This is a genomic window from Bacillus cereus group sp. N31 (assembly GCF_016483245.1).
Classification (GTDB): Bacteria; Bacillota; Bacilli; order Bacillales; family Bacillaceae_G; genus Bacillus_A; species Bacillus_A toyonensis.
The window spans coordinates 73,386-96,164 of sequence record NZ_JAEHCH010000010.1; the positions used below are offsets into that span (position 1 = coordinate 73,386).

The following is a 22,779-nucleotide window of genomic DNA, read 5'->3' on the forward strand; positions in this document are numbered from 1 at the left end:
CTGGTCCTCTTTTTTAATGCAAATTCGTAATGTTTTGCAACTGCTCCTGCATCTCGCGTAGCTGAACTTTCTCAGCAGTTGAAGAGTTTGCATAAGCGGATTGCAAAGCGTTTTTTGCTGTATATACGAGATCTTGTTGTTCAGCGCCGCTTGAACAAGATACGGCATTTGCAACAGCATCTCTAGCTTGTTGGAATAGTAAGTTCCCCATTTAAACCCCTCCAAAAGAAGAGTTACTTCTCGCTTTTTCTGCCTCAGCTAATGTACCTCTGTACGGGAATCTTGCATCATGCTTCATAACAGCATCGGCTCCTTGTTGGATAAAACGTTTTGATTTGTTCTTTTTACCCATTCGAAAAACCCCCTTTATTTAGCTGAAAACAATCGACGCGTTAACTCGGCGTCTAATTATAGTATGAGCGTTTGGCGAGAAACTATAAGCAGGGAATTTTTAGATTACAATCCAAGAACCTCTTCTAAATATAGAGCGATGCCATCTTCTTCATTTGTTAATGTCGTATGATTGGCGAGTGATTTTAATTCAGGTATTGCATTACCCATTGCGATACCGTGACCAGCAAATTCAATCATTTCAAAATCATTATCTTCATCACCGAAAGCGATAATTCGCTCTTTTGGAATGTTGTAATGACTAGAAATTTTTTGCAATCCGACCGCTTTATTTAATCCGCTTTTTACAATTTCAATAATTGGCCAAGGTGCGCCCCATTTTCTATGATCGATCACTTCAGCGTGCATATCAGTTAAATGTTGACGAATTGCAACGGAATGATCATCGTGTGCGTCAATTAATAAACAAGTCGGATGGTCGTTTAAAATATTTAATAAATCTCCTGTGAAAATCTTTGGAGAACCAAATTCGAAAATGTGTTTTTTATCTTCATCAATTTCACGAACGTACACATCATCCATCACTTCAGCGTATATATTTTTTACGCCGAAATCAAAGCAAGCTCGGACAATTTCTTGGGCTGTTGCTAGCTCAAGTGGAGAGTGATGTGTGCCCCAATTTGAATCAAGAGGGTGATGCACGTAAGCACCATTAAAGTTTACAATCGGTGTATTAAGATTAAGTTCTTTATAATAATCAAAACTAGCACGGAATGGACGTCCTGTTGAAATGACGACGATATGCCCTTGTTCCTTTGCTTTTGTAATTGTCTGTTTCGTTCGAGTGGAAATTATTTTGTTGTCTGTTAATAAAGTGCCGTCTAAGTCTAATGCGATTAAATGTTGTTTACTCATAATTTCACCTCTTATAATAATTTTTTTGTATCTATCTGTATTTCCGTTTTTAATATGCAGAAATAAGAGGTTAGACTGGGTGAGACCACCATAGATGGAAAGTTCACTATATATCCATCTTACGTCGCAAAGTACTGTGGTGTCTACTATTTCTCGTTGGAAATCAAGAAAAGTCAATGTCTTTTTAGAAAGTTCAAACAATGTTTCTTTCATTATGTACAAATTGTGAAAAGGGTTACATTGCCCGTATGAGGAGGCTTATAATAAACATGTAATCTTCTCGTATATGTTTGACTCTCCTTTGAAGCTAGCCTACAGGTAGGTTGGTTTCTTTTTTTCTACAAGTAAGGAAGTAATCCCTGCTTAAGCTTGTGTAATTATATATATTGTAAATCGGTGAACTGTAGTACTTGTTTCCTAAACATGACAGAAAAGCTTTCTTTTAAAATGGATATACTAATGAGGCAAGACGTCATGGAAGGAGAATGAAGATGGGACAAAATCGCAGGTTTCGTTCTGGACAAAAAGCGCCAAATGATGGCGTTTACGTAGAAATTGGTGAAACGGGAAGTATGGTAAAAAATCCGCAAATGGTACAATTAACTGCCGGTGAAAAGTTTCCAGATAACACGAATCATAACCGTCAGTGGACATATAAAAGAAAACCGTAACAGAAGCCGCAATCTTTATTGCGGCTTTTTTTTGTTACATAATATAATTTCATTTACTGTACTTTTTTAAGTAGCATAATGAATGCTCCCTTTTTCTTTTTCCAATAATAAGTTTGAAAATACATAGGCAAATTTATTGTATAAAAAAGTAAGTTGGCGTATAATCAAATCAAAGGTCAAAGAAAGTCAAACTTTTGGAGGGCTGTAAAGATGGACTTAAATCAAATGACAACGAAAACACAAGAGGCGATTATGAGTGCCCAATCTTTAGCGGTATCTCATCATCACCAAGAGGTGGATACTGTTCATCTATTACTTGCATTATTAGAGGAGCAAGATGGATTAGCAGTACGTATATTTCAAAAAATGAATGTTGATATAGAAGCATTGAAGCAAGATGTAGAAAATGTAATTAAAAAGAAACCTTCTGTAACGGGAAGCGGAGCAGAAGTTGGGAAATTGTATATAACAAGCAATCTGCAGCAACTGCTTGTAAGAGCAGGGAAAGAAGCAGAAAAACTGCAGGATGATTACATTTCAGTAGAACATGTATTGCTTGCTTTTTCTGAAGAAAAAGGCGATATCAATCATTTATTTACAAGATTGCATATTACGAAAGATAACTTATTACAGTCTTTAATGACAGTTCGGGGGAATCAAAGAGTGACTAGTCAAAATCCAGAAGCAACTTATGAAGCGTTAGAAAAATATGGCCGTGATTTAGTGGCGGAAGTGAGAGCAGGGAAAATTGATCCTGTTATCGGACGAGATAGTGAAATTCGCCGCGTTATTCGCATTCTTTCACGTAAAACGAAAAACAACCCTGTTTTAATTGGTGAGCCAGGTGTTGGTAAAACAGCAATTGTTGAAGGATTAGCACAGCGTATCGTGAAAAAAGATGTACCAGAAGGGTTAAAAGATAGAACAATCTTTGCATTAGATATGAGTGCACTTGTAGCCGGAGCAAAATTCCGTGGTGAATTTGAAGAGCGCCTGCAAGCTGTATTAAATGAAATTAAAAAGAGTGAAGGCCGTATTTTATTATTCATTGATGAACTTCATACAATCGTCGGTGCTGGTAAAACAGAAGGTGCGATGGACGCAGGGAATATGTTAAAACCGATGCTTGCTCGTGGTGAACTGCATTGTATCGGGGCAACGACATTAGATGAATATCGTAAATATATTGAGAAAGACCCAGCGTTAGAAAGACGTTTCCAACAAGTATTAGCAGAGGAACCGACTGTTGAAGATACAATTTCCATTTTACGTGGTTTAAAAGAGCGTTTTGAAATTTATCACGGTGTAAATATTCATGACCGCGCGATTGTAGCAGCATCTGTTTTATCAGATCGATATATTTCAGATCGCTTCTTACCGGATAAAGCAATTGACCTTGTTGACGAAGCATGCGCAACAATTCGTACAGAAATTGATTCTATGCCAACAGAATTAGATGAAGTAACGCGCCGTATTATGCAGCTGGAAATTGAAGAAGCCGCTCTTGGAAAAGAGAAGGACTTTGGTAGCCAAGAACGTCTAAAAACATTGCAACGTGAATTATCGGATTTAAAAGAAGTTGCAAGTAGCATGAGAGCGAAATGGGAGAAAGAAAAAGAAGATATTCACAAAGTTCGTGACTTACGTGAACATTTAGAGCGTCTGCGCCGTGAATTAGGAGAAGCAGAAGGTAATTACGATTTAAATAAAGCAGCTGAACTTCGTCACGGAAAAATTCCTGCAATTGAAAAAGAGTTAAAAGAAGCAGAAGAAATGGGCGCGAATAATAAACAAGAAAACCGTTTATTACGTGAGGAAGTAAGTGAAGAAGAGATTGCTGATATTGTTTCACGCTGGACTGGCATTCCTGTCGCAAAACTCGTTGAAGGTGAACGTGAGAAATTATTACGATTAGAGCAAATTTTATCAGAGCGTGTCATCGGACAAGAGGAAGCGGTAAGCTTAGTATCAGATGCAGTTCTTCGTGCGCGGGCTGGTATTAAAGACCCGAATCGCCCGATTGGTTCTTTCATTTTCCTAGGACCAACTGGTGTTGGTAAAACAGAACTTGCAAAAACGTTAGCACAGTCTTTATTCGATAGTGAAGAGCAAATGATTCGCATCGACATGTCTGAGTACATGGAGAAACATGCTGTGTCACGCTTAATTGGTGCACCTCCTGGATATGTTGGATATGAAGAGGGCGGTCAATTAACGGAAGCAGTAAGACGTAAACCGTATTCCGTTATTTTGTTAGACGAAATCGAAAAAGCGCATCCAGAAGTATTCAACATTTTATTACAAATGTTAGATGATGGACGCATTACAGATTCGCAAGGACGTACAGTAGACTTTAAAAACACGGTTATTATTATGACTTCAAATATTGGATCTGCTCATTTATTAGATGGATTAGAAGCAGATGGTTCCATTAAAGAGGAATCAAGAGAACTTGTCATGGGACAATTAAGAGGACATTTCCGACCAGAGTTTTTAAATCGTGTCGATGAAATTATTTTATTCAAGCCTCTTACAACGAATGAAATTAAAGGTATTGTTGATAAAATTGTAAAAGAATTACAAGGTCGTTTAGCTGACCGTCATATTACGGTAGAATTAACGGATTCTGCAAAAGAATTTGTTGTAGAAGCTGGCTTTGATCCGATGTACGGAGCTCGTCCATTAAAACGATACGTACAGCGTCAAGTGGAAACGAAATTAGCGAGAGAATTAATTGCAGGCACAATTACGGATAATAGTCACGTAGTTGTTGATGTAGAAAATAACGAATTAGTTGTTCATGTGAAATGAAAATAAAAAAGAGTTCGGATAAAATCCGGACTCTTTTTAGTGTTGTTCTACTGGCTCGTTTGGAATTGCAGCTGAAATCGCTAATACTAATACCGCAAGAACAACTGAGAAAATAGACGCTTGGTTAAAATCGTATGTACCGCCAGTCATAGAGCCGATTACGTAGCTCATCATATGTACAAGCGCGAACGACCAAATTAATGCCCAAATGAAACGCATATTTTACACCTCTATTCGTTCAATCTGTCCTTATTGTAACACAATTGAAAAAAGAATATAGAAAAATATTTGTAGATTTTTCAACGCAAATTTGCATTCCGTTCATACATTATAAAAGAGTGGTTTTATACGTTTAGAAAATAAGGCGGGGGAAAAATGAGTATTACGGAACGTTTTTTTTACTTAGAAAAAGAACCATGTGTCATTTATTTACCGGAGAAGCCAAATGGGTTTTCAGTTATGCTCCTCGGTGATTACAACTACTTTATTGAGAATGGTACAAGTTTATGGACACAGCATGCGGGAAGATCTTATTTTTTACATGGCCTTATTGAGGAAGGCTACACGGTCTTTTCTTCTAATTTATATGGAAGACACTGGGGGAATGACCAATCTGTTCGTCTAGCGAAACGTTTATATGATGTTGTTTTGAGAAAAGAGACATTAAATACGAAAATGCACATTATGGCAGATGGTATGGGTGCGCTTGTAGCGCTTGAAATGATGAACAAATACCCTGAAAGTATACGTTCTGTCATTATGTTAAATCCGTGTTTAGATTTGCCAGAATATGTGGAGTTCGAAAAAGAGCATAAGTTTTTTTACAAAAGATTAGTGAAGGAATTAAGTTTGGCGTACGATTCCAAAGAAGAAGAATTAGAATCAAAAATAAATAAGAAATCTTTTACGCTTCTTCCGTCTTGTGTACCTGTTAAAATTTTCGTATCAACACAAGAAAAAAGAGGAAGAAAACAGTTGTTACGTAAATACGAGAAAATGAGGCAATTCAATCAATGTGATACTTCTGTCTTATTCCATCTCCAAGATGTGAAATATAAAATGGTTAGACAAACAACGGATTTCTTTAAAAAATATGAAGAAGAATTGTGAGGCTCCCATATACATAAATGAGGAGCTATTTGTTTCAAGGGGAAAGGGTTGGTGGTATGGAACGCGTGCTGATTATAGGTGCACTTACGTTTGTAGGTTATCACCTTGTGAATAAAATGATTGCAGAAGAAGTAGAAGTGTATGGTCTTGATTTTGATGAATATGATAGTATGACAAAAATTAATGAAGAGAAGTTATTGTTAATTGGGCGAAACGCTTTATTTACGTACTATCCAATAAGAGATGAAGATGGATGGAGATTAGTAGAGGAAGAGAATTTCGATGCAGTTTACTTTTGTTTGTGTGAACCAAACCAGCAAAGTGGCTTTCGGAATGAAAGAGTCATATTACAATATTTAAAGCGGATTATAAAAATGTGTGAAGAAAATAAAGTAAAGCTAAATCTAATTTCTTCTATTGAGGTAGGATGCACAGGGGAATCCGAAAATAAACGCCTATTTTCGAAAGTAGAAGAAGGGTTAAAAAAAGGGGAATTACAATATAGTGTATTTCGAGTTCCTACATTATATGGTCCGTGGCAACCATCCTTTATGATGTATCATCAACTCATTTTATCAGAACTGGATGAGAAAGAGTGCCGTTGTACGAGTGAGGAAAAAGGAAGCGATTTACTTTACATTGAAGATGTATGCGAATACTTATGGGGAAATGGAACGAACGGAGAGCATCTCGGTATATACAATTTACTTAGTGGTAAACGGTCGTTATGGGAAAAAGGGATGAATCTTTTACGTGCAGATGATAAAGTGAATAAAAATAATAAGGAAGAAAGAGATGAAGCGACCGAGGATATTCCGATAAAAAGAAATACCCCGTTAGAATACGGTTTAAATAAACAATTGGCACATATGAAAAAATATAAAGAGTTATACGAAGGATAGTGCACGTGTTACACTATTGTATGGATTATGAATTGAAAGTTTTAATGGAGAGGAAGAGTATAATATGAACGAAAAAAGCATGCAATTTTTACAAATCGCAATGAAGCATTTACCAGAGGCAAAGGCAATTTTAGATTCGAATGGAATTGAGCTTGATATGGAGAAGGCACAACCAGTGTTAGAGTTATTAATGAAAGTTATGAATGAAGCATATGAGCTTGGGAAAGCAGACAAAGAATAAAACCCTTCTTTTTGAGGGGAGAGAGGCTCGAACCGTGAGTAGAAGCGGTTCGGGTCTTTTTATATTTCGAGCGAAGTAAGGGGAGGAATAGGGGAAGGTATGTTTTCGTTGTTTTTACTGAAAAATAAAGAGAATAAAACGCTAGCTTTCTGTTTTAGCTGAAATATATTCTAGACAAAAGTAAATTTATGTTTTAAAATTAGTACCAAGTCATAATAATTGATATAAAACGGAGGGCTGCGATGTGAACGTGGGCATTTTAGGGATCGGAAGATATGTGCCAGAAAAAGTAGTCACAAATCACGATTTAGAGAAAGTAATGGATACATCCGATGAATGGATTCGTACGAGAACGGGAATTGCAGAAAGACGCATTGCCGATGAGACAATAGATACTTCATATATGGCCGTAGAGGCTTCTAAAAAAGCACTTGAAGATGCAGGGATTAGCGGAGAGGATATCGATCTTATTTTAGTGGCAACAGTAACGCCAGATCGTGCTTTTCCAGCAGTAGCTTGTGTGATTCAAGAGGCAATTGGAGCGAAACACGCAGCGGCAATGGATTTAAGTGCAGCGTGTGCTGGTTTTATGTACGGAATGATTACAGCACAGCAATTTATTCAAACTGGAACTTATAAAAATGTATTAGTAGTTGGTAGTGATAAACTATCTAAAATTGTAGACTGGAATGATCGAAACACAGCAGTACTATTTGGAGACGGAGCTGGCGCTATCGTAATGGGAGCTGTTTCAGAAGGAAGAGGCGTTTTATCTTTCGAATTAGGAGCAGACGGAAGTGGCGGCAAGCATCTTTATCAAGACGAGTATGTTATGATGAATGGCAGAGAAGTCTTTAAATTTGCTGTTCGTCAACTTGGAGATTCTTGTCTTCGTGTGTTAGATAAAGCTGGTCTTACGAAAGAGGATGTGGATTTCTTAGTACCACATCAAGCGAATATTCGTATTATGGAATCTGCGAGAGAGAGATTAAATTTACCACAAGAAAAAATGAGTATGACAATTGAAAAGTTCGGTAATACATCAGCTTCTTCCATTCCAATTGCAATGGTAGAGGAATTGCAAAATGGACGTATTCAAGACGGTGATTTAATTATACTTGTTGGTTTCGGCGGTGGATTAACATGGGGAGCAGTAGCTCTTCGTTGGGGTAAATAAGGATTGAGAGAAAAAAGGAGTGTATTTTGTATGGAAAAAAAGAGGGTCGTAATTACAGGACTAGGAGCTGTTACACCGATCGGAACAGATGTTGAAACAGCTTGGGAAAACATAAAAAAGGGTGTATCTGGAATCGGGCGACTTACAAGAATTGATCCGGAACTATTTCCAGCAAAAGTAGCAGCAGAAATTAACGACTTTGAAGTCGAGAAATATATTGATAAAAAAGAAGCGCGCCGTATGGATCGCTTTACACAATATGCAGTAGCAGCAGCGAAAATGGCAGTTGCGGATGCAAAGCTTGAAATTACAGAAGAAAACGGACCTCGAATTGGTGTATGGATTGGTTCTGGTATTGGTGGTATGGAAACATACGAAGAACAATTTAAGATTTTTACTGAGAAAGGTCCACGCCGCGTGAGTCCATTCTTCGTACCGATGATGATTCCAGACATGGCAGCGGGTCAAGTATCTATTGCGACTGGAGCGAAAGGAATTAACACTTGTTCTGTAACGGCTTGTGCATCTGGTGCAAACTCAATTGGTGATGCATTTAAAGCAATTCAGCGCGGTGATGCGGATGCAATGATTACAGGTGGAGCAGAAGCACCGTTAACAAGTATGGCATTCGCAGGATTTAGTTCAGCGAAAGCATTAACATTTAATGAAGATCCAGCAACTGCTTGCCGCCCATTTGATAAAAATCGTAGCGGTTTCGTAATGGGTGAAGGTTCAGGGATTCTAATTCTTGAAGAATTAGAGCATGCATTAGCACGTGGTGCTCACATTTATGCGGAAATCGCTGGTTATGGCGCAACTGGAGATGCATTCCATATTACAATGCCTGCTCCTGGCGGTGAAGGCGGAGTGCGTGCAATGCGTCAAGCTTTAGCGGATGCAGGTCTAGAGCCAGAAGATATCGATTACATTAATGCACATGGTACAAGTACAGATGCAAATGAAAAATACGAAACGATGGCAATTAAAGAAACTTTCGGTGAGCATGCATATAAAGTAGCCATTAGCTCAACGAAATCTATGACAGGTCACTTATTAGGTGCAGCTGGTGCTGTTGAAGCGATCTTCTCTATTAAATCAATTACGGACGGAGTAATTCCTCCAACAATTAACTATGAAACACCAGATCCAGAATGTGACTTAGATTACGTACCGAATAAAGCGAGACAGCAAGAAGTAAAAGCTGTATTAAGTAACTCACTAGGGTTCGGTGGTCATAACGCAGTATTAGTATTTAAATCGTATAAATAATAGATGAAATAAGGTGTTTTTTCGTAATAAACTACGAAAAAACACCTTATTTATTTTTACGCCTTTTTCTTCTTTTGCATATACATAAGAAAAAGGGGGGGATAAAGATGGGGGTTGTTGAAACAGCCGAGTGGTTACATCTATATTATGGACGGCCAGAAAAGCTTTGTGAGAAATTTACGAAGTATATTCCACTACCAAAAGAAAGGTTGTATCGCTTTTTAATTTCTAAAGGTATGTATCGCCCAGTAATGCGAGGAGAACGTGAAATTAAAGAATTAGAGAAAAAAGAAATTTGGAAAGAGTTACGTATGGAGTATGATAAATTGAAAAATTGGTTAAAAGGTCCGGATGTCCCTATCTTTATTTTATTATCAGATTCGTATAATCGAACTGTACAAGAAGAGTATAACGGAAAAGCTGGATTATCTATGCGTCACGTTATTTTCTTATTCGTATGTGGACGGAATTCGGTGGAAGAATTAAAAGTGTTATTGGCACATGAATATCACCACATATGCAGGTTACATCAAATTGAGACAAAAGAAACAGAGTATACGTTACTTGATACGATGATTATGGAAGGGTTAGCTGAGCAAGCAGTAACGGAAAGATATACAGAAAAAAATAATGCACCGTGGACGAAATATCTTTCAAAAGAAGAGGCGATTTATTATTGGCAAAACGTTGTTCAAGAAAGAATAAGTATAAAACGAGGAACGAGGGAGCATGACGTATTATTAAACGGACTTCATTCTTATCCGAAAATGCTTGGTTATGCGCTTGGATTTCACATTGTAAAAGATTGTGTAGCGTTTGAAGGGGAAGATACACTGTCTTTATTACCTATAGATGCGAAAGAAATATTGAGTAAAGCAAATACATTTCGTATTCCATGAAAAACAGGAGGTCTACCTCCTGTTTTTTTAGATATTATAGAAGGAAAAATAATAATTAGAATATATTTCCTTAAGTGGAATAAAGTTAAGCGAAAATGAACATAATGATTGGTACAAACAGTAGTGAAGTGAGGGATAGAGAATGTTATATCTACATGATGTATGGGTAAATTGGTTTGAAGGTGAAGAAAATGGGTATAACGTTTGTCATTTTTACGAATGGCGGAAAGATGATACGATTGAACTATTAGATCAAGTGCCATTATTAAAAGTAGATGCCACATTATATCATTACATCGAGAACGAATTGTTAGAGCTTCCGCAAAAGTTGTTGGAAGACGTACATCATAAGGCTTATATTCGTAAAAATCATGAACGTTTGCAGCAAGAGTATTGCTTTGTTGTTACAGATGGAAAAGGAATTATTGCGATTGATACAATTGGTTACAATGTACCAATTAGAAAAAGTAGACTTATACCTCGCCAAGAGCAGATGGTATATGAGATGGTGGAAAACGTACAAGCAGAAAAGTATGAGTTCCAAGTAGAGGAAACAGAAAAGGAACATCATATTTTATCACCATCGCCTTTCATTATGAATGGCTTAACTCGTAAAGAGAGACAGCTAAAACAATTATTATTTATGGCGTTAGATCAATTACATACAACGAAAAACACAGCGGAAATTCGCTATTGGTACACAGAATGGGATCCGTCAGCATATGGAACGGTCCAACATATGGAATTTGAAGATATTTGGGCAAGACTATATGATGAAGCGAAATCAGGCTGGTCTGAGAAGCACGAACAATTATGCGAGCGCCTTGTAAAAGGACAGCCGTTTTTTGAAAAGTTATGGGAAATGGAAAATGAGCAAAAGGTAAATTAAAAAACCGCCAATTGGCGGTTTTTTAATTTGATGAAATCTAGCTTCAGCGGCAAGAATGTTCGGTGGCTTCGCGCCTTCCTGCGAGGCAAAAAGCGCCTCTACGTCAGGAGCTCCATCCCCCTCACATTCTAAACGAGCCGCCTCCGCTTTATATATTATCTACGCTTTCTGCTTAGTCCCATTGCGTTTTCTACTTTGCGTAGTTGTTTGAATGCAACGCGGTTTGCTTTTTCGGCACCTTTGTCTAGAATTTCGTCTAGTTCTGGGGAGCTGATTAGTTCGTTATATTTGTCTTGGATTGGGCGAATTGCTTCTACGACTACTTGTGCTAAGTCGCCTTTAAAGTCGCCGTATCCTTTTCCTTCGTACATTGCTTCTATTTCTTCAACTGTTTTTCCTGAGAATGAAGAGTAAATTGTTAATAGGTTAGAGATTCCAGGTTTATTTTCTTTATCGAATTTTACGATACCTTCTGAATCTGTTACAGCACTTTTAATTTTCTTTTCAATTGTTTTTGGTTCATCAAGCATACTGATCATTGATTTTGGATTCGGATCAGATTTACTCATTTTTTTCGTAGGTTCGGTTAATGACATAACGCGAGCTCCTACTTTTGGAATACGAATTTCAGGAACTATGAACACTTCACGGAAGCGTTTGTTGAAACGCTCTGCTAGATCACGTGTTAATTCCATATGTTGTTTTTGGTCATCACCAACAGGTACGATTTCTGTGTTATAAAGTAAAATATCAGCAGCCATTAATGGTGGATACGTAAGTAATCCAGCTGGAACTGAATCTCTACCTGAAGCTTTATCTTTATATTGTGTCATACGCTCTAATTCTCCAACGTAAGCAACAGATTGCATGATCCATCCTAGTTGAGCGTGTGCAGGTACTTCTGATTGTACAAATAAAGTAGCTTTTTCAGGATCGATGCCGCATGCTACATAAAGTGCAGCAAGACTACGAATGTTTTTGCGAAGTTGTATAGGATCTTGAGGTACTGTAATGGCATGTTGGTTTACAATACAGAAATAGCAATCGTGTTCGTTTTGAAGCTCTGTAAATTGCTTCATAGCCCCTAAATAGTTTCCAAGTGTAATCGTTCCGCTTGGCTGAATACCAGAAAAGATAACTGACATAATTATTTCCTCCTAAATTTGAATGCGTGATAGGGAAGAGAAGGCAAACAAAAAAGCCCATTCATCCCAAAAAACTATAGGGACGAATGGACCGCGGTACCACCCTAATTATTTCACTACTGTGAAATCTCTCTAATCCATAGTAACGTCTGGATATAACGCCAAGGCCTACTACTTTCGGTTCGGTTTGGTGCTCAAAAGCCCATTCCACATTGTACAATTACTTGTTCACACCAGCCACAAGCTCTCTGAAATTGTTTCAATATGTACTCTTCTTTATCATCGCATACATATAAATTTATTTATTGTTAACTGAGCTCTTTTAATATGAAAGAACTAAAGTTTTATAACAAAATGTTTTGCTGATAATTATATCATATGGGATAGTGTTTGCAAACTACATCAAAATAGTAAAGCTAATGAGAGTCGAGAACGCTCCGAGTATGATACCTGTAATACAAATAGGATATGTCCATTTGAATGAATATGTTTTATAAATACGTTCTTTCTTATTCACCGGTTCCTCGGATTCTTCAATTAACGAGTCTATTTTTTTGTTCGTGCCAAATACTCTCTGGAAAGCGTAAAGAGTTACATTGAAAAATCCATTTTGAAATATGAATAAAAAACCACCTATCAGAATAAAAAATAGCGCGATATAAAACGAGATGTTGACAAAGTTCAACAAAAATTGAGATGAAATGAGGAATGCACCAATACTAGAAGCAATCATCGCTATAAAAATTAGTATACAAGTATGAAAAAAAACTTTATTCAAAATATTCCCCTCCGTCAAAATATTACTAGAATTATTATACTATAAAAGCTATAATAAGTACTAGGGATAATTTTTTGAAAATTATACGCAATTAAAGGTCTGATTTTAAGATGATGGTAGCAATGTTAACGTATCCCTTTACGAAAAATTAAAAATATAAACATTTTATTAAAAATTTTAACAAAAAAACAAAAAACTATATTCACAATCGTCGTATTATATGTATAATGAAAATTGTAGAAACTTGGAGATTATTCTTTCAATTCTACTTTTTAACAAGTGAGGGTACAGGAAGTGCAATTAGGGGAGGCAACACAACATGAAGAAAAAGATACCGTTATTACTTGCATCAACTTTAACTGCAAGTATGTTGCTTGGCGCGTGTAGCTACCAAAAAGATGACGCAAAAGCAAAAGGGAAAGAGAACGCTACGAGTAGTAGTAACGGAAAACAGATTCTTAATTTAACAGAGTTATCTGAAATTCCGTCAATGGATGCATCATTAGCATCTGACTCTTCATCTTCTACAGCATTAAATAATACGATGGAAGGTTTATATCGTATTGGCAAAGATCAAAAGAGAATGCCTGGCGTTGCAGAAGATGTCGAAAAGCTAGATGATGGGAAGAAATACATATTTAAATTAAGAAAAGATGCGAAATGGTCAAATGGGGAACCTGTAACAGCTAAAGACTTTGTGTATTCATGGAAAAGAGCCGTAAATCCAGATACAAAAGCAACGTATTCGTACATTATGTTCGATATTAAAAATGCAGAGAAAATTCATAAAAAAGAATTACCTGCTGACCAATTAGGTGTAAAAGCGATTGATGATTATACATTAGAAGTGGAATTAGACAATCCCGTTCCTTACTTTATCGATTTAACAGTTTATCCAGTATTTTACCCGCTAAATGAAAACTTTGTAAAAGCACAAGGTGATAAGTTTGGTTTAGAGGCAAATACAACATTATATAACGGTCCATTCGTTATGAGTGATTGGAAACATGAACAAAGTTTCCAATTCAAGAAGAATCCTTCATATTGGGATAATAAAACGGTTAAAATCGAAGAAATCAACTTTAATATTGTAAAAAATACAGCAACTGATGTAAATTTATATGAGACAAACGCGATTGATCGTGCGGCTTTAACGTCTGAATTTGTTGATAAGTTTAGACAAAGCCCAGAGTTCCAAACAAGAAAAGAAGCAGGGGTTGCTTACTTAAGATTTAATCAAAGTAATCAGTACTTAAGTAATAAAAACTTAAGAAAAGCAATTTCAATGTCCTTTGACCGTGATAACATTGCGAAAGTTATTTTAAATAACGGTGCAATTGGAGCTTACGGATTTGTTGGAAAAGATTTCGCTGAAGGTCCGAATAAAAAAGATTTCCGAGCTGAAAATGGAAAGCTAGTTGAAACAAATCCAAAAGAAGCGAAAAAGCTTTGGGAAACAGCGAAGAAAGAGCTTGGAACTGATAAAATCGAACTAGAATTCTTAAACTTTGATAATGAAGATGCTAAAAAAGTTGGTGAATTCTTAAAAGGTGAGATAGAAAAGAACTTACCAGGTTTATCAATTAAAATTAAACAGCAACCATTCGCACAAAAAAATAAATTAGAAGATTCTCAGCAATATGATATTGCGTTTGGTATTTGGGGACCAGATTTCCCAGATCCAATCTCATATTTAGATATGTTTGTTACGAATGGTTCTCAAAATAAAACAGGGTATTCTAATCAGAAATATGATGAGTTAATCCTAAAAGCTAAAACAGATACAAAAGATTTACAAGCTCGCTGGAACAATCTTCTAGAAGTAGAGAAGATGTTAATTAAAGAGGATGCAGTTATCACTCCAATCTTCCAAAAAGGTTCAGCGTATGTAGTAAAAGGTGCCGTAAAAGATATTATCCCAATTAACTATGGTGGTAAATTAACTTACAAATGGGCATCTGTTGAACAAAAATAATCTTTTTTTCCATCGTTTACAAGGGTATATGCCTATGATGGGCATATGCTCTTATTTTAAAAAAATAAAAGTAAGAATATTTTAAACTATCTTATTGCTTTTGAGAAAAACGGGGAGGTGCTTGACTATGGGACGTTATGTATTAAAACGTTTCGTGTACATGGCTTTGACATTATTTTTAATTACTACACTGACTTTCTTTTTGATGAAATTACTTCCGGGTTCTCCGCTTAAAAACCAGGAGAAGCTATCACCGGCACAAAAAGAAATCATTCTTGAAAAATACGGATTGAATGATCCGGTACCAGTTCAATACGCACGTTACTTAGGTAACTTAGCAAAAGGTGATTTAGGGGTATCATTCCAATATGATAACCGACCAGTAACAGACATGATTGTGGATCGTATTGGACCATCAGCCCAATTAGGTTTACAAGCGATTATATTAGGGACATTTATCGGTTTAATTTTAGGTATTGTTGCCGCACTTCGTAATAATACGTGGGTGGATTATAGTGCAACAGTTATTTCGGTACTCGGAATGTCGGTACCATCATTCGTATTCGCCGCATTACTACAATATTTCGTAGGGGTAAAACTTGGTTGGTTCCCGGTAGCATTCTGGAAAGGGCCAGAGTTTACTGTAATGCCTACAATTGCATTATCGATGGGAGTTATCGCAACAATCGCACGTTTCTCTCGTGCAGAATTAATTGAAGTTATGCAGTCAGACTATATTTTAACAGCGAAAGCAAAAGGAATTAGTCAAGGCGTTATCATTGTAAAACACGCACTTCGTAACGCGTTAATTCCAGTTGTAACAATTTTAGGACCAATGGTTGCGGCATTAATTACAGGAACACTTGTTATCGAGCAAATTTATGCTGTACCAGGACTTGGGGAACAATTCGTTAAATCGATTACTTTAAATGACTATACAGTTATTATGGGAACTACGATTTTCTATAGTGCAATCTTCATTTTAGTTATTTTCATTGTCGATATTTTATACGGAATTATTGATCCTCGTATTCGTTTAGCGGGAGGGAAAAAATGATGAAAGATGTACAAAAATTATCTCCAGATTTATTTCAACAAGCCAATCAAAATAATGTTGATAATGAAGTCATTGCCCGTCCAAGCTTAACGTTTTGGCAAGATGTAAGAAGACGTTTGTTCCAACATAAAGGTGCGATGCTTGGCCTTGTATTATTAGTAATCATTGCGCTATTAGCGATTTTTGGACCGATGGTAAGTAAACACTCGTATAAAGAGCAAGATTTAGGTCGTGCGAAATTACCACCAAAAATTCCAGTTATTGAAAATGTTCATTGGTTACCATTTGACGGTACAGATCAATATGGTGTTGACCAATATGAAAAACGTGATATTAAAGAGTACTTCTGGTTTGGTACAGATGATCTTGGCCGTGACTTATGGACAAGAACATGGGAAGGTACACGCGTATCATTATATATCGCTCTTTTAGCAGCAGCAATTGACTTAGTAATTGGGGTTGCATACGGAGGTATTTCAGCATTCTACGGCGGTAGAGTAGATAATATTATGCAACGTATTATGGAGATTATTAACGGTATTCCATACTTAATCATCGTTATTTTAATGGTAATCATTATGGGATCTGGTATTTGGTCAATCACACTCGCGATGGCGATTACGGGTTGGATAGGGATGTCGCGGATTGTTCGTGGACAAATCCTAAAGTTAAAAAACCAAGAATATGTATTAGCATCTCGTACATTAGGTGCAACAAATACACAATTAATTGTGAAACATTTAATTCCAAACGTAATGGGACCTATTATCGTAATGACAATGTTCACAATTCCATCAGCGGTGTTTGGTGAAGCGTTCTTAAGTTTCATTGGTTTAGGAATTCAGCCACCATTCGCGTCACTTGGTTCTCTTGTAAATGATGGTTATAAATCTATTCAAACGTATCCACACATGATGTTCATCCCTGCGGTTGTCATCAGTATGTTAATTCTAGCATTCAACTTAATGGCAGATGGATTACGCGATGCGTTAGATCCAAAAATGCGTAAGTAAACGAGGAGGGAGAAGTAAAAATGAAAACATTGTTAGAGGTAAAAGATTTACAAGTCTCCTTTGATACACATGCAGGTGAAGTACAAGCAGTGCGCGGAGTTACTTTTGATTTGAAAAAAGGGGAAACATTAGCGATTGTAGGAGAGTCTGGTTCTGGGAAATCAGTTACTTCTAAAGCGCTAATGGGGTTAATCCCAAATCCTCCAGGCCGTATTAAAAATGGAGAGATTGTATTTGACGGTCGTGATTTAACGAAATTAACGGAAAAAGAAATGCAGCAAGTTCGTGGTAAAGATATCGCAATGATTTTCCAAGATCCAATGACATCATTAAATCCAACGATGACAATTGGGAATCAAATTATGGAAGGTCTTATTAAACACCAAGGGATGAGTAGAGGAGACGCACGTAAAGTTGCGTTAGAATTAATCGACCTTGTAGGTATTCCAAATCCAGAAGCACGTTTAAAACAATATCCTCACCAATTCTCAGGTGGTATGAGACAGCGTGTAGTTATTGCGATGGCGTTAGCTTGTAACCCGAAATTATTAATTGCCGATGAGCCGACAACAGCGCTAGACGTTACGATTCAGGCGCAAATTTTAGAGCTTATGAAAGACATTCAGCAAAAGACAGAAGCAGCAATCATTTTCATTACGCATGACTTAGGTGTAGTAGCAAACGTTGCTGACCGAGTTGCGGTTATGTATGCTGGTAAAGTTGTTGAAATTGGAACTGTAGATGAAATTTTCTACAACCCAAAACATCCGTACACATGGGGCTTAATCGCATCTATGCCAAGCTTAGATGGATCAGAGGAAGAGCTATATGCGATTCCAGGAACGCCTCCTGACTTATTAAAACCGCCAAAGGGTGATGCTTTTGCACCACGTAACCCACAGGCGCTGAAAATTGATTTTGAAATGGAACCACCTTTATTTAAAGTAAGTGATACACACTATGCGGCAACTTGGTTACTTCACGAGCAAGCACCAGAAGTAAAACCGCCGGCAGTTGTTGAAAAACGTATTCTTCAAATGAAAGCAGGTGAACAACATGACTAAACAACGTGAGAAATTAATTGAAGTAAAAAATGTAAAACAACACTTCGACGTGAGTGGTGGTGTTGTCAAAGCGGTTAATGATATTTCATTTGATATTTTCCGCGGAGAAACATTCGGGCTTGTAGGAGAATCTGGTTGTGGTAAATCAACAACTGGAAGAACGATTATTCGTTTATATGATGCAACTGCTGGTGAAGTGTTGTTCGATGGTGAAAACGTACATGGTAAGAAATCACGCGCAGAACTGAAGAAGTTCAACCGTAAAATGCAAATGATTTTCCAAGATCCATATGCATCATTAAACCCTCGTATGACAGTAGGGGATATTATTGCAGAAGGTATTGATATTCACGGATTAGCAAAAAGCAAAAAAGAACGTATGGACCGTGTTCATGAACTGTTAAACACAGTTGGTTTAAATAAAGAACACGCGAACCGTTTCCCGCACGAATTCTCGGGTGGACAACGTCAACGTATCGGTATCGCTCGTGCGCTTGCTGTAGAACCTGAATTTATCATTGCCGATGAGCCAATCTCAGCACTTGACGTATCGATCCAGGCGCAAGTTGTAAACTTACTGAAACAGTTACAAAAAGAAAAAGGTTTAACATACTTATTCATTGCCCATGATTTATCAATGGTAAAATACATTAGTGACCGCATCGGCGTAATGTATCGTGGTCAAATCGTTGAGTTAACAACAAGTGATGAGTTGTATGCGAATCCAATTCATCCATATACAAAATCACTATTATCAGCGATTCCGCTTCCAGATCCAGATTATGAGCGCAATCGTAAACGTATCGTATACGATCCATCGCAGCATGATTATGGTAATGAAGCACCAACAATGCGTGAAATTCGCCCAGGACATTTCGTATTATGTTCTGAAGCAGAGTACAAGAAATATAAAGAGATTTATCAATAAAAAAAAGGTCATTCTTCCGTTACGGAAGAATGACCTTTTTTACTATATTTGTCGATAAGTCGATATATTTAAAGAATCACCGATATAAAGTGTATTTATCAATAAATGCACCTTAATCAAAGAAGTGCTACTGCGCCTGAACAGAAACATTCTCTTCTTGCTCATTCGGCTTAACAAGTGCGTAACTTTCCCATGCTCTACTTCTCCAGCGGAAGAACATAATAATTGCCCGCGTCCATTCATCGATAGCAATCGCTAGCCAAATGCCAACGAGCCCCATATCTAAATGGAAGGTGAAAAAGTAACCGAGTGGTAAACTCATTAACACCATAGAGAACGCACCAATTAAAACTGGATATTTTGCATCACCGGCTGCACGAAGGGAATTAATGATGACGATGTTCATCGTACGTCCTGTTTCGAGTAGTACACTTAGTAAAAGAACGCTTGCCCCTAGAGCGATAATATGAGGATTATCAGTAAATACCCCCATTAATTGTGTGCGGAATGTAATAACAAGAGCGACCATAAATAAAGTCACGCCAATTGCCCATTGTACACTTTTCCATACACGTGTGTATGCTTCATCTTTTTCATTTCCGCCAACTAGGCGTCCCACGATAATAGCTGTTCCCATACCGATAGCAATCGCAAATAAATAAGTAAACATGGAAATGTTAGTAGCATATTGTCTAGCAGCTAACGATTCTGTTCCTAAGTAAGTTGCGTAGTACAGGAAGACAATTTGGCAAGCTTGATACATGACTTGTTCAAAAGCAGATGGAATGCCAATTTTTAAAATTTTCCCCACGTATTCTTTTGATAAGGTGAAGTAATATTGTAATTTTACACGGTATTCCATAACGCGGTATAGTAACCAGAAGAACACAATCAGTGCCAGTAGTCGACTGACAGCAGAAGAAATCGCGGCCCCTTGTACACCAAGTTCAGGGAAACCGAACTTCCCGAAAATAAGTACGTAGTTTCCGGCGATATGAATAATATTCATTCCAAGCGAAACAAACATTGCTTGCTTTGTAAAGCCGTGAACGCGGATAATTGCGGCTAACGAGTTAATAATAGCTTGAAGGAAAATGGCTCCTCCGACGATGGATAAATAGCTTTGTGCATACGTTAGTACATCGCCTTGTAAATTCATTGCCATCATCATATGTTTTGAAAATAAAAGAAAACCAGCACTTATAACGAGTCCGACCACTAAATTTAATGTGACGGCTAATGCTGATATTTTAGATGCTTCCATAAAACGTTTGGAACCGAGGTATTGAGATACGACGATCGCAGCGCCATTCCCGATTACTTCTAGTACCAAAATAGCGATATGAAGATATTGATTCGCTGCACCAACCCCAGATACAGCATCGTCTGATAATGCACTTAACATGAAAGTATCAGCGATCCCCATCAACATAAAAAGAAAAACTTCTAGAAAAATAGGCCATGTTAATAAGAATAAACTTAATTTTTCTGTCGGCCCGTTTTTTGAGTGAATTGCTGTCATGTCCGTCCCCTCTTTACCGATATCTATTTTTAGCAAAGTGTATCGTAACATACTTTCTTATCCTTTGCACTCATTTTAACCTACATATTTTTAATATGAAGAGACCTTCATTTTATGCTAAAAAGAGAAGGATAATTATACAAAAAATATTATAAAATATAAAATTTGTTTTTCTCTGATAATTTAGAAAAGTGTAAAATTTGTTATTTCCGACACTTCAGTCGGGTAAACTGGTAATATGAAACGTTTTCAAAGATTTATTTTTTCACAGAAAATTTTAATAAGATAGAAATATAAATATACAAAAAATATATTTGTGTGTATAATATGAATTATTAGAACATATATATATTTCTTTTTGTTTGAAAATGAAAGGGCTAACATTTTTATGGAGGGTGGAAATATGAAAAAAAAGATGCCGGTTTTTGTATTATCAACGGTAGCAATGAGCATGATTTTAGGGGCATGTAGTTATCAAAAAGATGAACAATCGCAAGCGAACGCAAAAGGGGATAGCGGGAAGAGCGGTGCGAAGCAAGTTATTAACTTAATTGAAACACAAGAAATTCCAACGATGGATCCAGCATTATCAGCTGATGCAGTTTCTTCAAGAGTAATGACTAATACGATGGAAGGCTTATACAGTTTAGGAAAAGATGATAAGCTAGTTCCAGGTGTAGCGAAGGAATTCAAAAAGTCAGAAGACGGTAAAAAATATACATTTAAATTACGTGAAGACGCAAAATGGTCAAATGGTGAGCCTGTGACGGCGAAAGATTTCGTGTACGCATGGCAAAGAGCGATTAACCCAGACACAGCTGCGAAATCAGCGTACATTATGTATGATATAAAAAATGCAGAGAAAATTAATAAAAAAGAGATGAGTCCAGACCAATTAGGCGTAAAAGCAATTGATGACTATACATTAGAAGTGGAATTAGACAATTCAATTCCATATCTTGTAGATTTAATGGTATATCCAATCTTCTATCCTGTGAATGAAAAGTTTGTAAAAGAGCAGGGGACGAAGTTTGGTTTAGAAGCAAATACAACACTATATAATGGACCGTTTACACTAAGTGATTGGCAACATGAACGTAGCTTTAAAATGACAAAGAGCCCATCTTATTGGGAAAATAAAGAAGTGAAGATTGAGGAAGTAAACTTTAATATTGTAAAAGATACGTCTACGCCAATCAATTTATATGAAACAAACGCAGTCGATCGAGCGTCGTTATTAGCAGAGTTCATCGATAAATATAAAGGAAAACCAGATTTCCAAACAGTAGAAGATACATCTGTATTCTTCCTTCGTTTAAATCAAAAAGATCCAGCGTTAGCAAATAAAAATATTCGTAAAGCAATTTCTCTTGCTTTTGAACGTAAGCCGTTTGTTGACACGCTATTAAATAACGGTTCTAAGCCAGCGACAGGATTAATTCCTGATAACTTCATTAAAGGACCGGATAAAAAGGACTTCCGTGCTGTAAATGGAGATATTGTAAAACCAAACGTGAAAGAAGCGAAGAAGTATTGGGAAGCTGGTAAAAAAGAGCTTGGTAAAAATGAAATCGAATTAGAGCTATTAAATGAAGACGTTGAATTATCGAAGAAAACTGGTGAATATTTAAAAGGTGAGTTAGAAAAGAATTTACCAGGTTTAACAGTGAAAATTAAACAACAACCATTTGCACAAAAACTAAAATTAGAAGATGCGGGCGATTACGTCATGTCATTCTCTGGATGGAGTGCAGACTTCCCAGATCCAGTTACATACCTTGATATGTTTGTAACGGACGGATCACAAAATAAAATGAAATATTCTAATCCGAAATATGATGAGATTATCATGAAAGCGAAGAAAGATGGAAGCGATGTAAATGCTCGTTGGAAAAACTTACTAGAAGCAGAGAAAATGTTACTTGATGATGCTGCGATTGTTCCAGTATATCAACGTGGTAGAGCATACTTACAAAGAGATTCAATTAAAAATATGTACAACCATAAATATGGTGGCGATTTAAGCTTTAAATGGGCGTCAGTAGAGAAATAAGAAAAAAGC

22 protein-coding genes and 1 other annotated feature are annotated in these 22,779 nt (G+C 36.8%); of the genes, 15 read left to right on the forward strand and 7 right to left on the reverse strand.

Annotated elements, in window-relative coordinates:
- Window positions 1–13: 13 nt before the first annotated feature.
- The 3 genes from JDS81_RS14500 to JDS81_RS14510 all read right to left on the reverse strand — a co-directional run bounded on the left by JDS81_RS14500 (window position 14) and on the right by JDS81_RS14510 (window position 1,266).
- The gene (locus tag JDS81_RS14500; protein WP_000527396.1) at window positions 14–211 is read right to left on the reverse strand and encodes a DUF3813 domain-containing protein; all 198 of its coding nucleotides are present in this window, start codon (window positions 209–211) and stop codon (window positions 14–16) included.
- A complete protein-coding gene (locus JDS81_RS14505; protein ID WP_000516816.1) occupies window positions 212–352 on the reverse strand; it encodes a hypothetical protein in 141 nt (46 codons plus the stop codon).
- 104 nt (window positions 353–456) lie between these two features.
- Window positions 457–1,266 (reverse strand): Cof-type HAD-IIB family hydrolase, encoded by an 810-nt coding sequence (locus JDS81_RS14510; protein ID WP_000043171.1) that lies wholly within the window; start codon window positions 1,264–1,266, stop codon window positions 457–459.
- Between the two features lie 491 nt (window positions 1,267–1,757).
- Here JDS81_RS14510 and JDS81_RS14515 point away from each other — a divergent pair, with 491 nt between their 5' ends.
- Together JDS81_RS14515 and clpB are read left to right on the forward strand one after the other, a co-directional pair.
- The gene (locus JDS81_RS14515; protein ID WP_016082481.1) at window positions 1,758–1,937 is read left to right on the forward strand and encodes a YjzC family protein; all 180 of its coding nucleotides are present in this window, start codon (window positions 1,758–1,760) and stop codon (window positions 1,935–1,937) included.
- A 210-nt stretch (window positions 1,938–2,147) separates the two neighbouring features.
- Window positions 2,148–4,748 (forward strand): ATP-dependent chaperone ClpB, encoded by a 2,601-nt coding sequence (gene clpB / locus JDS81_RS14520; RefSeq protein WP_097953213.1) that lies wholly within the window; start codon window positions 2,148–2,150, stop codon window positions 4,746–4,748.
- Window positions 4,749–4,784: 36 nt separating this feature from the next.
- Here clpB and JDS81_RS14525 read toward each other — a convergent pair whose 3' ends face one another.
- A complete protein-coding gene (locus tag JDS81_RS14525; RefSeq protein ID WP_001211112.1) occupies window positions 4,785–4,967 on the reverse strand; it encodes a YjzD family protein in 183 nt (60 codons plus the stop codon).
- A gap of 156 nt (window positions 4,968–5,123) precedes the next feature.
- Between JDS81_RS14525 and JDS81_RS14530 the strand changes: the two genes are divergently transcribed.
- The 7 genes from JDS81_RS14530 (at window position 5,124) to JDS81_RS14560 (ending at window position 11,235) form a co-directional block, all read left to right on the forward strand.
- Entirely contained in the window at window positions 5,124–5,858 is a 735-nt protein-coding gene (locus JDS81_RS14530; protein WP_000028709.1) for a lipase family protein, read from the forward strand.
- 29 nt (window positions 5,859–5,887) lie between these two features.
- A complete protein-coding gene (locus tag JDS81_RS14535) occupies window positions 5,888–6,760 on the forward strand; it encodes an NAD-dependent epimerase/dehydratase family protein (RefSeq protein WP_142311392.1) in 873 nt (290 codons plus the stop codon).
- Window positions 6,761–6,824: 64 nt separating this feature from the next.
- Entirely contained in the window at window positions 6,825–7,001 is a 177-nt protein-coding gene (locus JDS81_RS14540; RefSeq protein WP_001003338.1) for a ComZ family protein, read from the forward strand.
- A 244-nt stretch (window positions 7,002–7,245) separates the two neighbouring features.
- Window positions 7,246–8,178: a beta-ketoacyl-ACP synthase III gene (gene fabH / locus JDS81_RS14545; protein ID WP_001100553.1), complete on the forward strand. Its 933-nt coding sequence runs from the start codon at window positions 7,246–7,248 to the stop codon at window positions 8,176–8,178.
- A gap of 30 nt (window positions 8,179–8,208) precedes the next feature.
- Complete coding sequence (gene fabF / locus JDS81_RS14550; protein WP_000412641.1) at window positions 8,209–9,447, forward strand: beta-ketoacyl-ACP synthase II; 1,239 nt, start codon at window positions 8,209–8,211, stop codon at window positions 9,445–9,447.
- Between the two features lie 107 nt (window positions 9,448–9,554).
- A complete protein-coding gene (locus JDS81_RS14555) occupies window positions 9,555–10,346 on the forward strand; it encodes a DUF2268 domain-containing putative Zn-dependent protease (protein ID WP_000539318.1) in 792 nt (263 codons plus the stop codon).
- 142 nt (window positions 10,347–10,488) lie between these two features.
- Window positions 10,489–11,235: a YjbA family protein gene (locus JDS81_RS14560; protein WP_000966122.1), complete on the forward strand. Its 747-nt coding sequence runs from the start codon at window positions 10,489–10,491 to the stop codon at window positions 11,233–11,235.
- Window positions 11,236–11,390: 155 nt separating this feature from the next.
- Here the strand turns inward: JDS81_RS14560 and trpS are convergent, their stop codons facing one another.
- Together trpS and JDS81_RS14570 are read right to left on the reverse strand one after the other, a co-directional pair.
- Window positions 11,391–12,380 carry a tryptophan--tRNA ligase gene (gene trpS / locus JDS81_RS14565; RefSeq protein WP_000110979.1) on the reverse strand — a complete coding sequence of 330 codons (990 nt, stop codon included), beginning with the start codon at window positions 12,378–12,380 and terminating at the stop codon, window positions 11,391–11,393.
- A 75-nt stretch (window positions 12,381–12,455) separates the two neighbouring features.
- Window positions 12,456–12,672, reverse strand: a binding site (T-box leader).
- Window positions 12,673–12,777: 105 nt separating this feature from the next.
- Window positions 12,778–13,158 (reverse strand): DUF3899 domain-containing protein, encoded by a 381-nt coding sequence (locus tag JDS81_RS14570; protein WP_001045000.1) that lies wholly within the window; start codon window positions 13,156–13,158, stop codon window positions 12,778–12,780.
- A 319-nt stretch (window positions 13,159–13,477) separates the two neighbouring features.
- Here JDS81_RS14570 and JDS81_RS14575 point away from each other — a divergent pair, with 319 nt between their 5' ends.
- The 5 genes from JDS81_RS14575 (at window position 13,478) to JDS81_RS14595 (ending at window position 19,195) form a co-directional block, all read left to right on the forward strand.
- The gene (locus tag JDS81_RS14575; RefSeq protein WP_000727209.1) at window positions 13,478–15,133 is read left to right on the forward strand and encodes a peptide ABC transporter substrate-binding protein; all 1,656 of its coding nucleotides are present in this window, start codon (window positions 13,478–13,480) and stop codon (window positions 15,131–15,133) included.
- Window positions 15,134–15,260: 127 nt separating this feature from the next.
- Window positions 15,261–16,190 (forward strand): oligopeptide ABC transporter permease, encoded by a 930-nt coding sequence (opp3b, locus tag JDS81_RS14580; RefSeq protein WP_000534168.1) that lies wholly within the window; start codon window positions 15,261–15,263, stop codon window positions 16,188–16,190.
- Window positions 16,187–17,203 carry an oligopeptide ABC transporter permease gene (gene opp3C, locus JDS81_RS14585; RefSeq protein WP_000974107.1) on the forward strand — a complete coding sequence of 339 codons (1,017 nt, stop codon included), beginning with the start codon at window positions 16,187–16,189 and terminating at the stop codon, window positions 17,201–17,203. The genes opp3b and opp3C overlap by 4 nt, the downstream gene beginning before the upstream one ends.
- A 20-nt stretch (window positions 17,204–17,223) precedes the next feature.
- Window positions 17,224–18,267: an ABC transporter ATP-binding protein gene (locus tag JDS81_RS14590; protein WP_000854341.1), complete on the forward strand. Its 1,044-nt coding sequence runs from the start codon at window positions 17,224–17,226 to the stop codon at window positions 18,265–18,267.
- A complete protein-coding gene (locus tag JDS81_RS14595) occupies window positions 18,260–19,195 on the forward strand; it encodes an ABC transporter ATP-binding protein (RefSeq protein WP_000166337.1) in 936 nt (311 codons plus the stop codon). The genes JDS81_RS14590 and JDS81_RS14595 overlap by 8 nt, the downstream gene beginning before the upstream one ends.
- A 127-nt stretch (window positions 19,196–19,322) precedes the next feature.
- On the opposite strand, the gene JDS81_RS14600 is transcribed toward JDS81_RS14595, so the two are convergent.
- Window positions 19,323–20,768 carry an MATE family efflux transporter gene (locus JDS81_RS14600; protein WP_141499319.1) on the reverse strand — a complete coding sequence of 482 codons (1,446 nt, stop codon included), beginning with the start codon at window positions 20,766–20,768 and terminating at the stop codon, window positions 19,323–19,325.
- A 352-nt stretch (window positions 20,769–21,120) separates the two neighbouring features.
- Here JDS81_RS14600 and JDS81_RS14605 point away from each other — a divergent pair, with 352 nt between their 5' ends.
- Window positions 21,121–22,770: a peptide ABC transporter substrate-binding protein gene (locus JDS81_RS14605; protein ID WP_000728606.1), complete on the forward strand. Its 1,650-nt coding sequence runs from the start codon at window positions 21,121–21,123 to the stop codon at window positions 22,768–22,770.
- The last annotated feature ends 9 nt before the right edge of the window (window positions 22,771–22,779 follow it).

Coding starts and splice junctions, on each gene's coding strand:
- JDS81_RS14600 (WP_141499319.1), bottom strand. CDS start 20,768: ATGTTACGATACACTTTGCTAAAAATAGATATCGGTAAAGAGGGGACG.
- JDS81_RS14500 (WP_000527396.1), bottom strand. CDS start 211: ATGGGGAACTTACTATTCCAACAAGCTAGAGATGCTGTTGCAAATGCC.
- JDS81_RS14540 (WP_001003338.1), top strand. CDS start 6,825: ATGAACGAAAAAAGCATGCAATTTTTACAAATCGCAATGAAGCATTTA.
- fabF (WP_000412641.1), top strand. CDS start 8,209: ATGGAAAAAAAGAGGGTCGTAATTACAGGACTAGGAGCTGTTACACCG.
- JDS81_RS14505 (WP_000516816.1), bottom strand. CDS start 352: ATGGGTAAAAAGAACAAATCAAAACGTTTTATCCAACAAGGAGCCGAT.
- JDS81_RS14560 (WP_000966122.1), top strand. CDS start 10,489: ATGTTATATCTACATGATGTATGGGTAAATTGGTTTGAAGGTGAAGAA.
- JDS81_RS14510 (WP_000043171.1), bottom strand. CDS start 1,266: ATGAGTAAACAACATTTAATCGCATTAGACTTAGACGGCACTTTATTA.
- JDS81_RS14515 (WP_016082481.1), top strand. CDS start 1,758: ATGGGACAAAATCGCAGGTTTCGTTCTGGACAAAAAGCGCCAAATGAT.
- JDS81_RS14555 (WP_000539318.1), top strand. CDS start 9,555: ATGGGGGTTGTTGAAACAGCCGAGTGGTTACATCTATATTATGGACGG.
- clpB (WP_097953213.1), top strand. CDS start 2,148: ATGGACTTAAATCAAATGACAACGAAAACACAAGAGGCGATTATGAGT.
- JDS81_RS14525 (WP_001211112.1), bottom strand. CDS start 4,967: ATGCGTTTCATTTGGGCATTAATTTGGTCGTTCGCGCTTGTACATATG.
- JDS81_RS14590 (WP_000854341.1), top strand. CDS start 17,224: ATGAAAACATTGTTAGAGGTAAAAGATTTACAAGTCTCCTTTGATACA.
- opp3C (WP_000974107.1), top strand. CDS start 16,187: ATGATGAAAGATGTACAAAAATTATCTCCAGATTTATTTCAACAAGCC.
- JDS81_RS14605 (WP_000728606.1), top strand. CDS start 21,121: ATGAAAAAAAAGATGCCGGTTTTTGTATTATCAACGGTAGCAATGAGC.
- JDS81_RS14530 (WP_000028709.1), top strand. CDS start 5,124: ATGAGTATTACGGAACGTTTTTTTTACTTAGAAAAAGAACCATGTGTC.
- opp3b (WP_000534168.1), top strand. CDS start 15,261: ATGGGACGTTATGTATTAAAACGTTTCGTGTACATGGCTTTGACATTA.
- trpS (WP_000110979.1), bottom strand. CDS start 12,380: ATGTCAGTTATCTTTTCTGGTATTCAGCCAAGCGGAACGATTACACTT.
- JDS81_RS14575 (WP_000727209.1), top strand. CDS start 13,478: ATGAAGAAAAAGATACCGTTATTACTTGCATCAACTTTAACTGCAAGT.
- JDS81_RS14595 (WP_000166337.1), top strand. CDS start 18,260: ATGACTAAACAACGTGAGAAATTAATTGAAGTAAAAAATGTAAAACAA.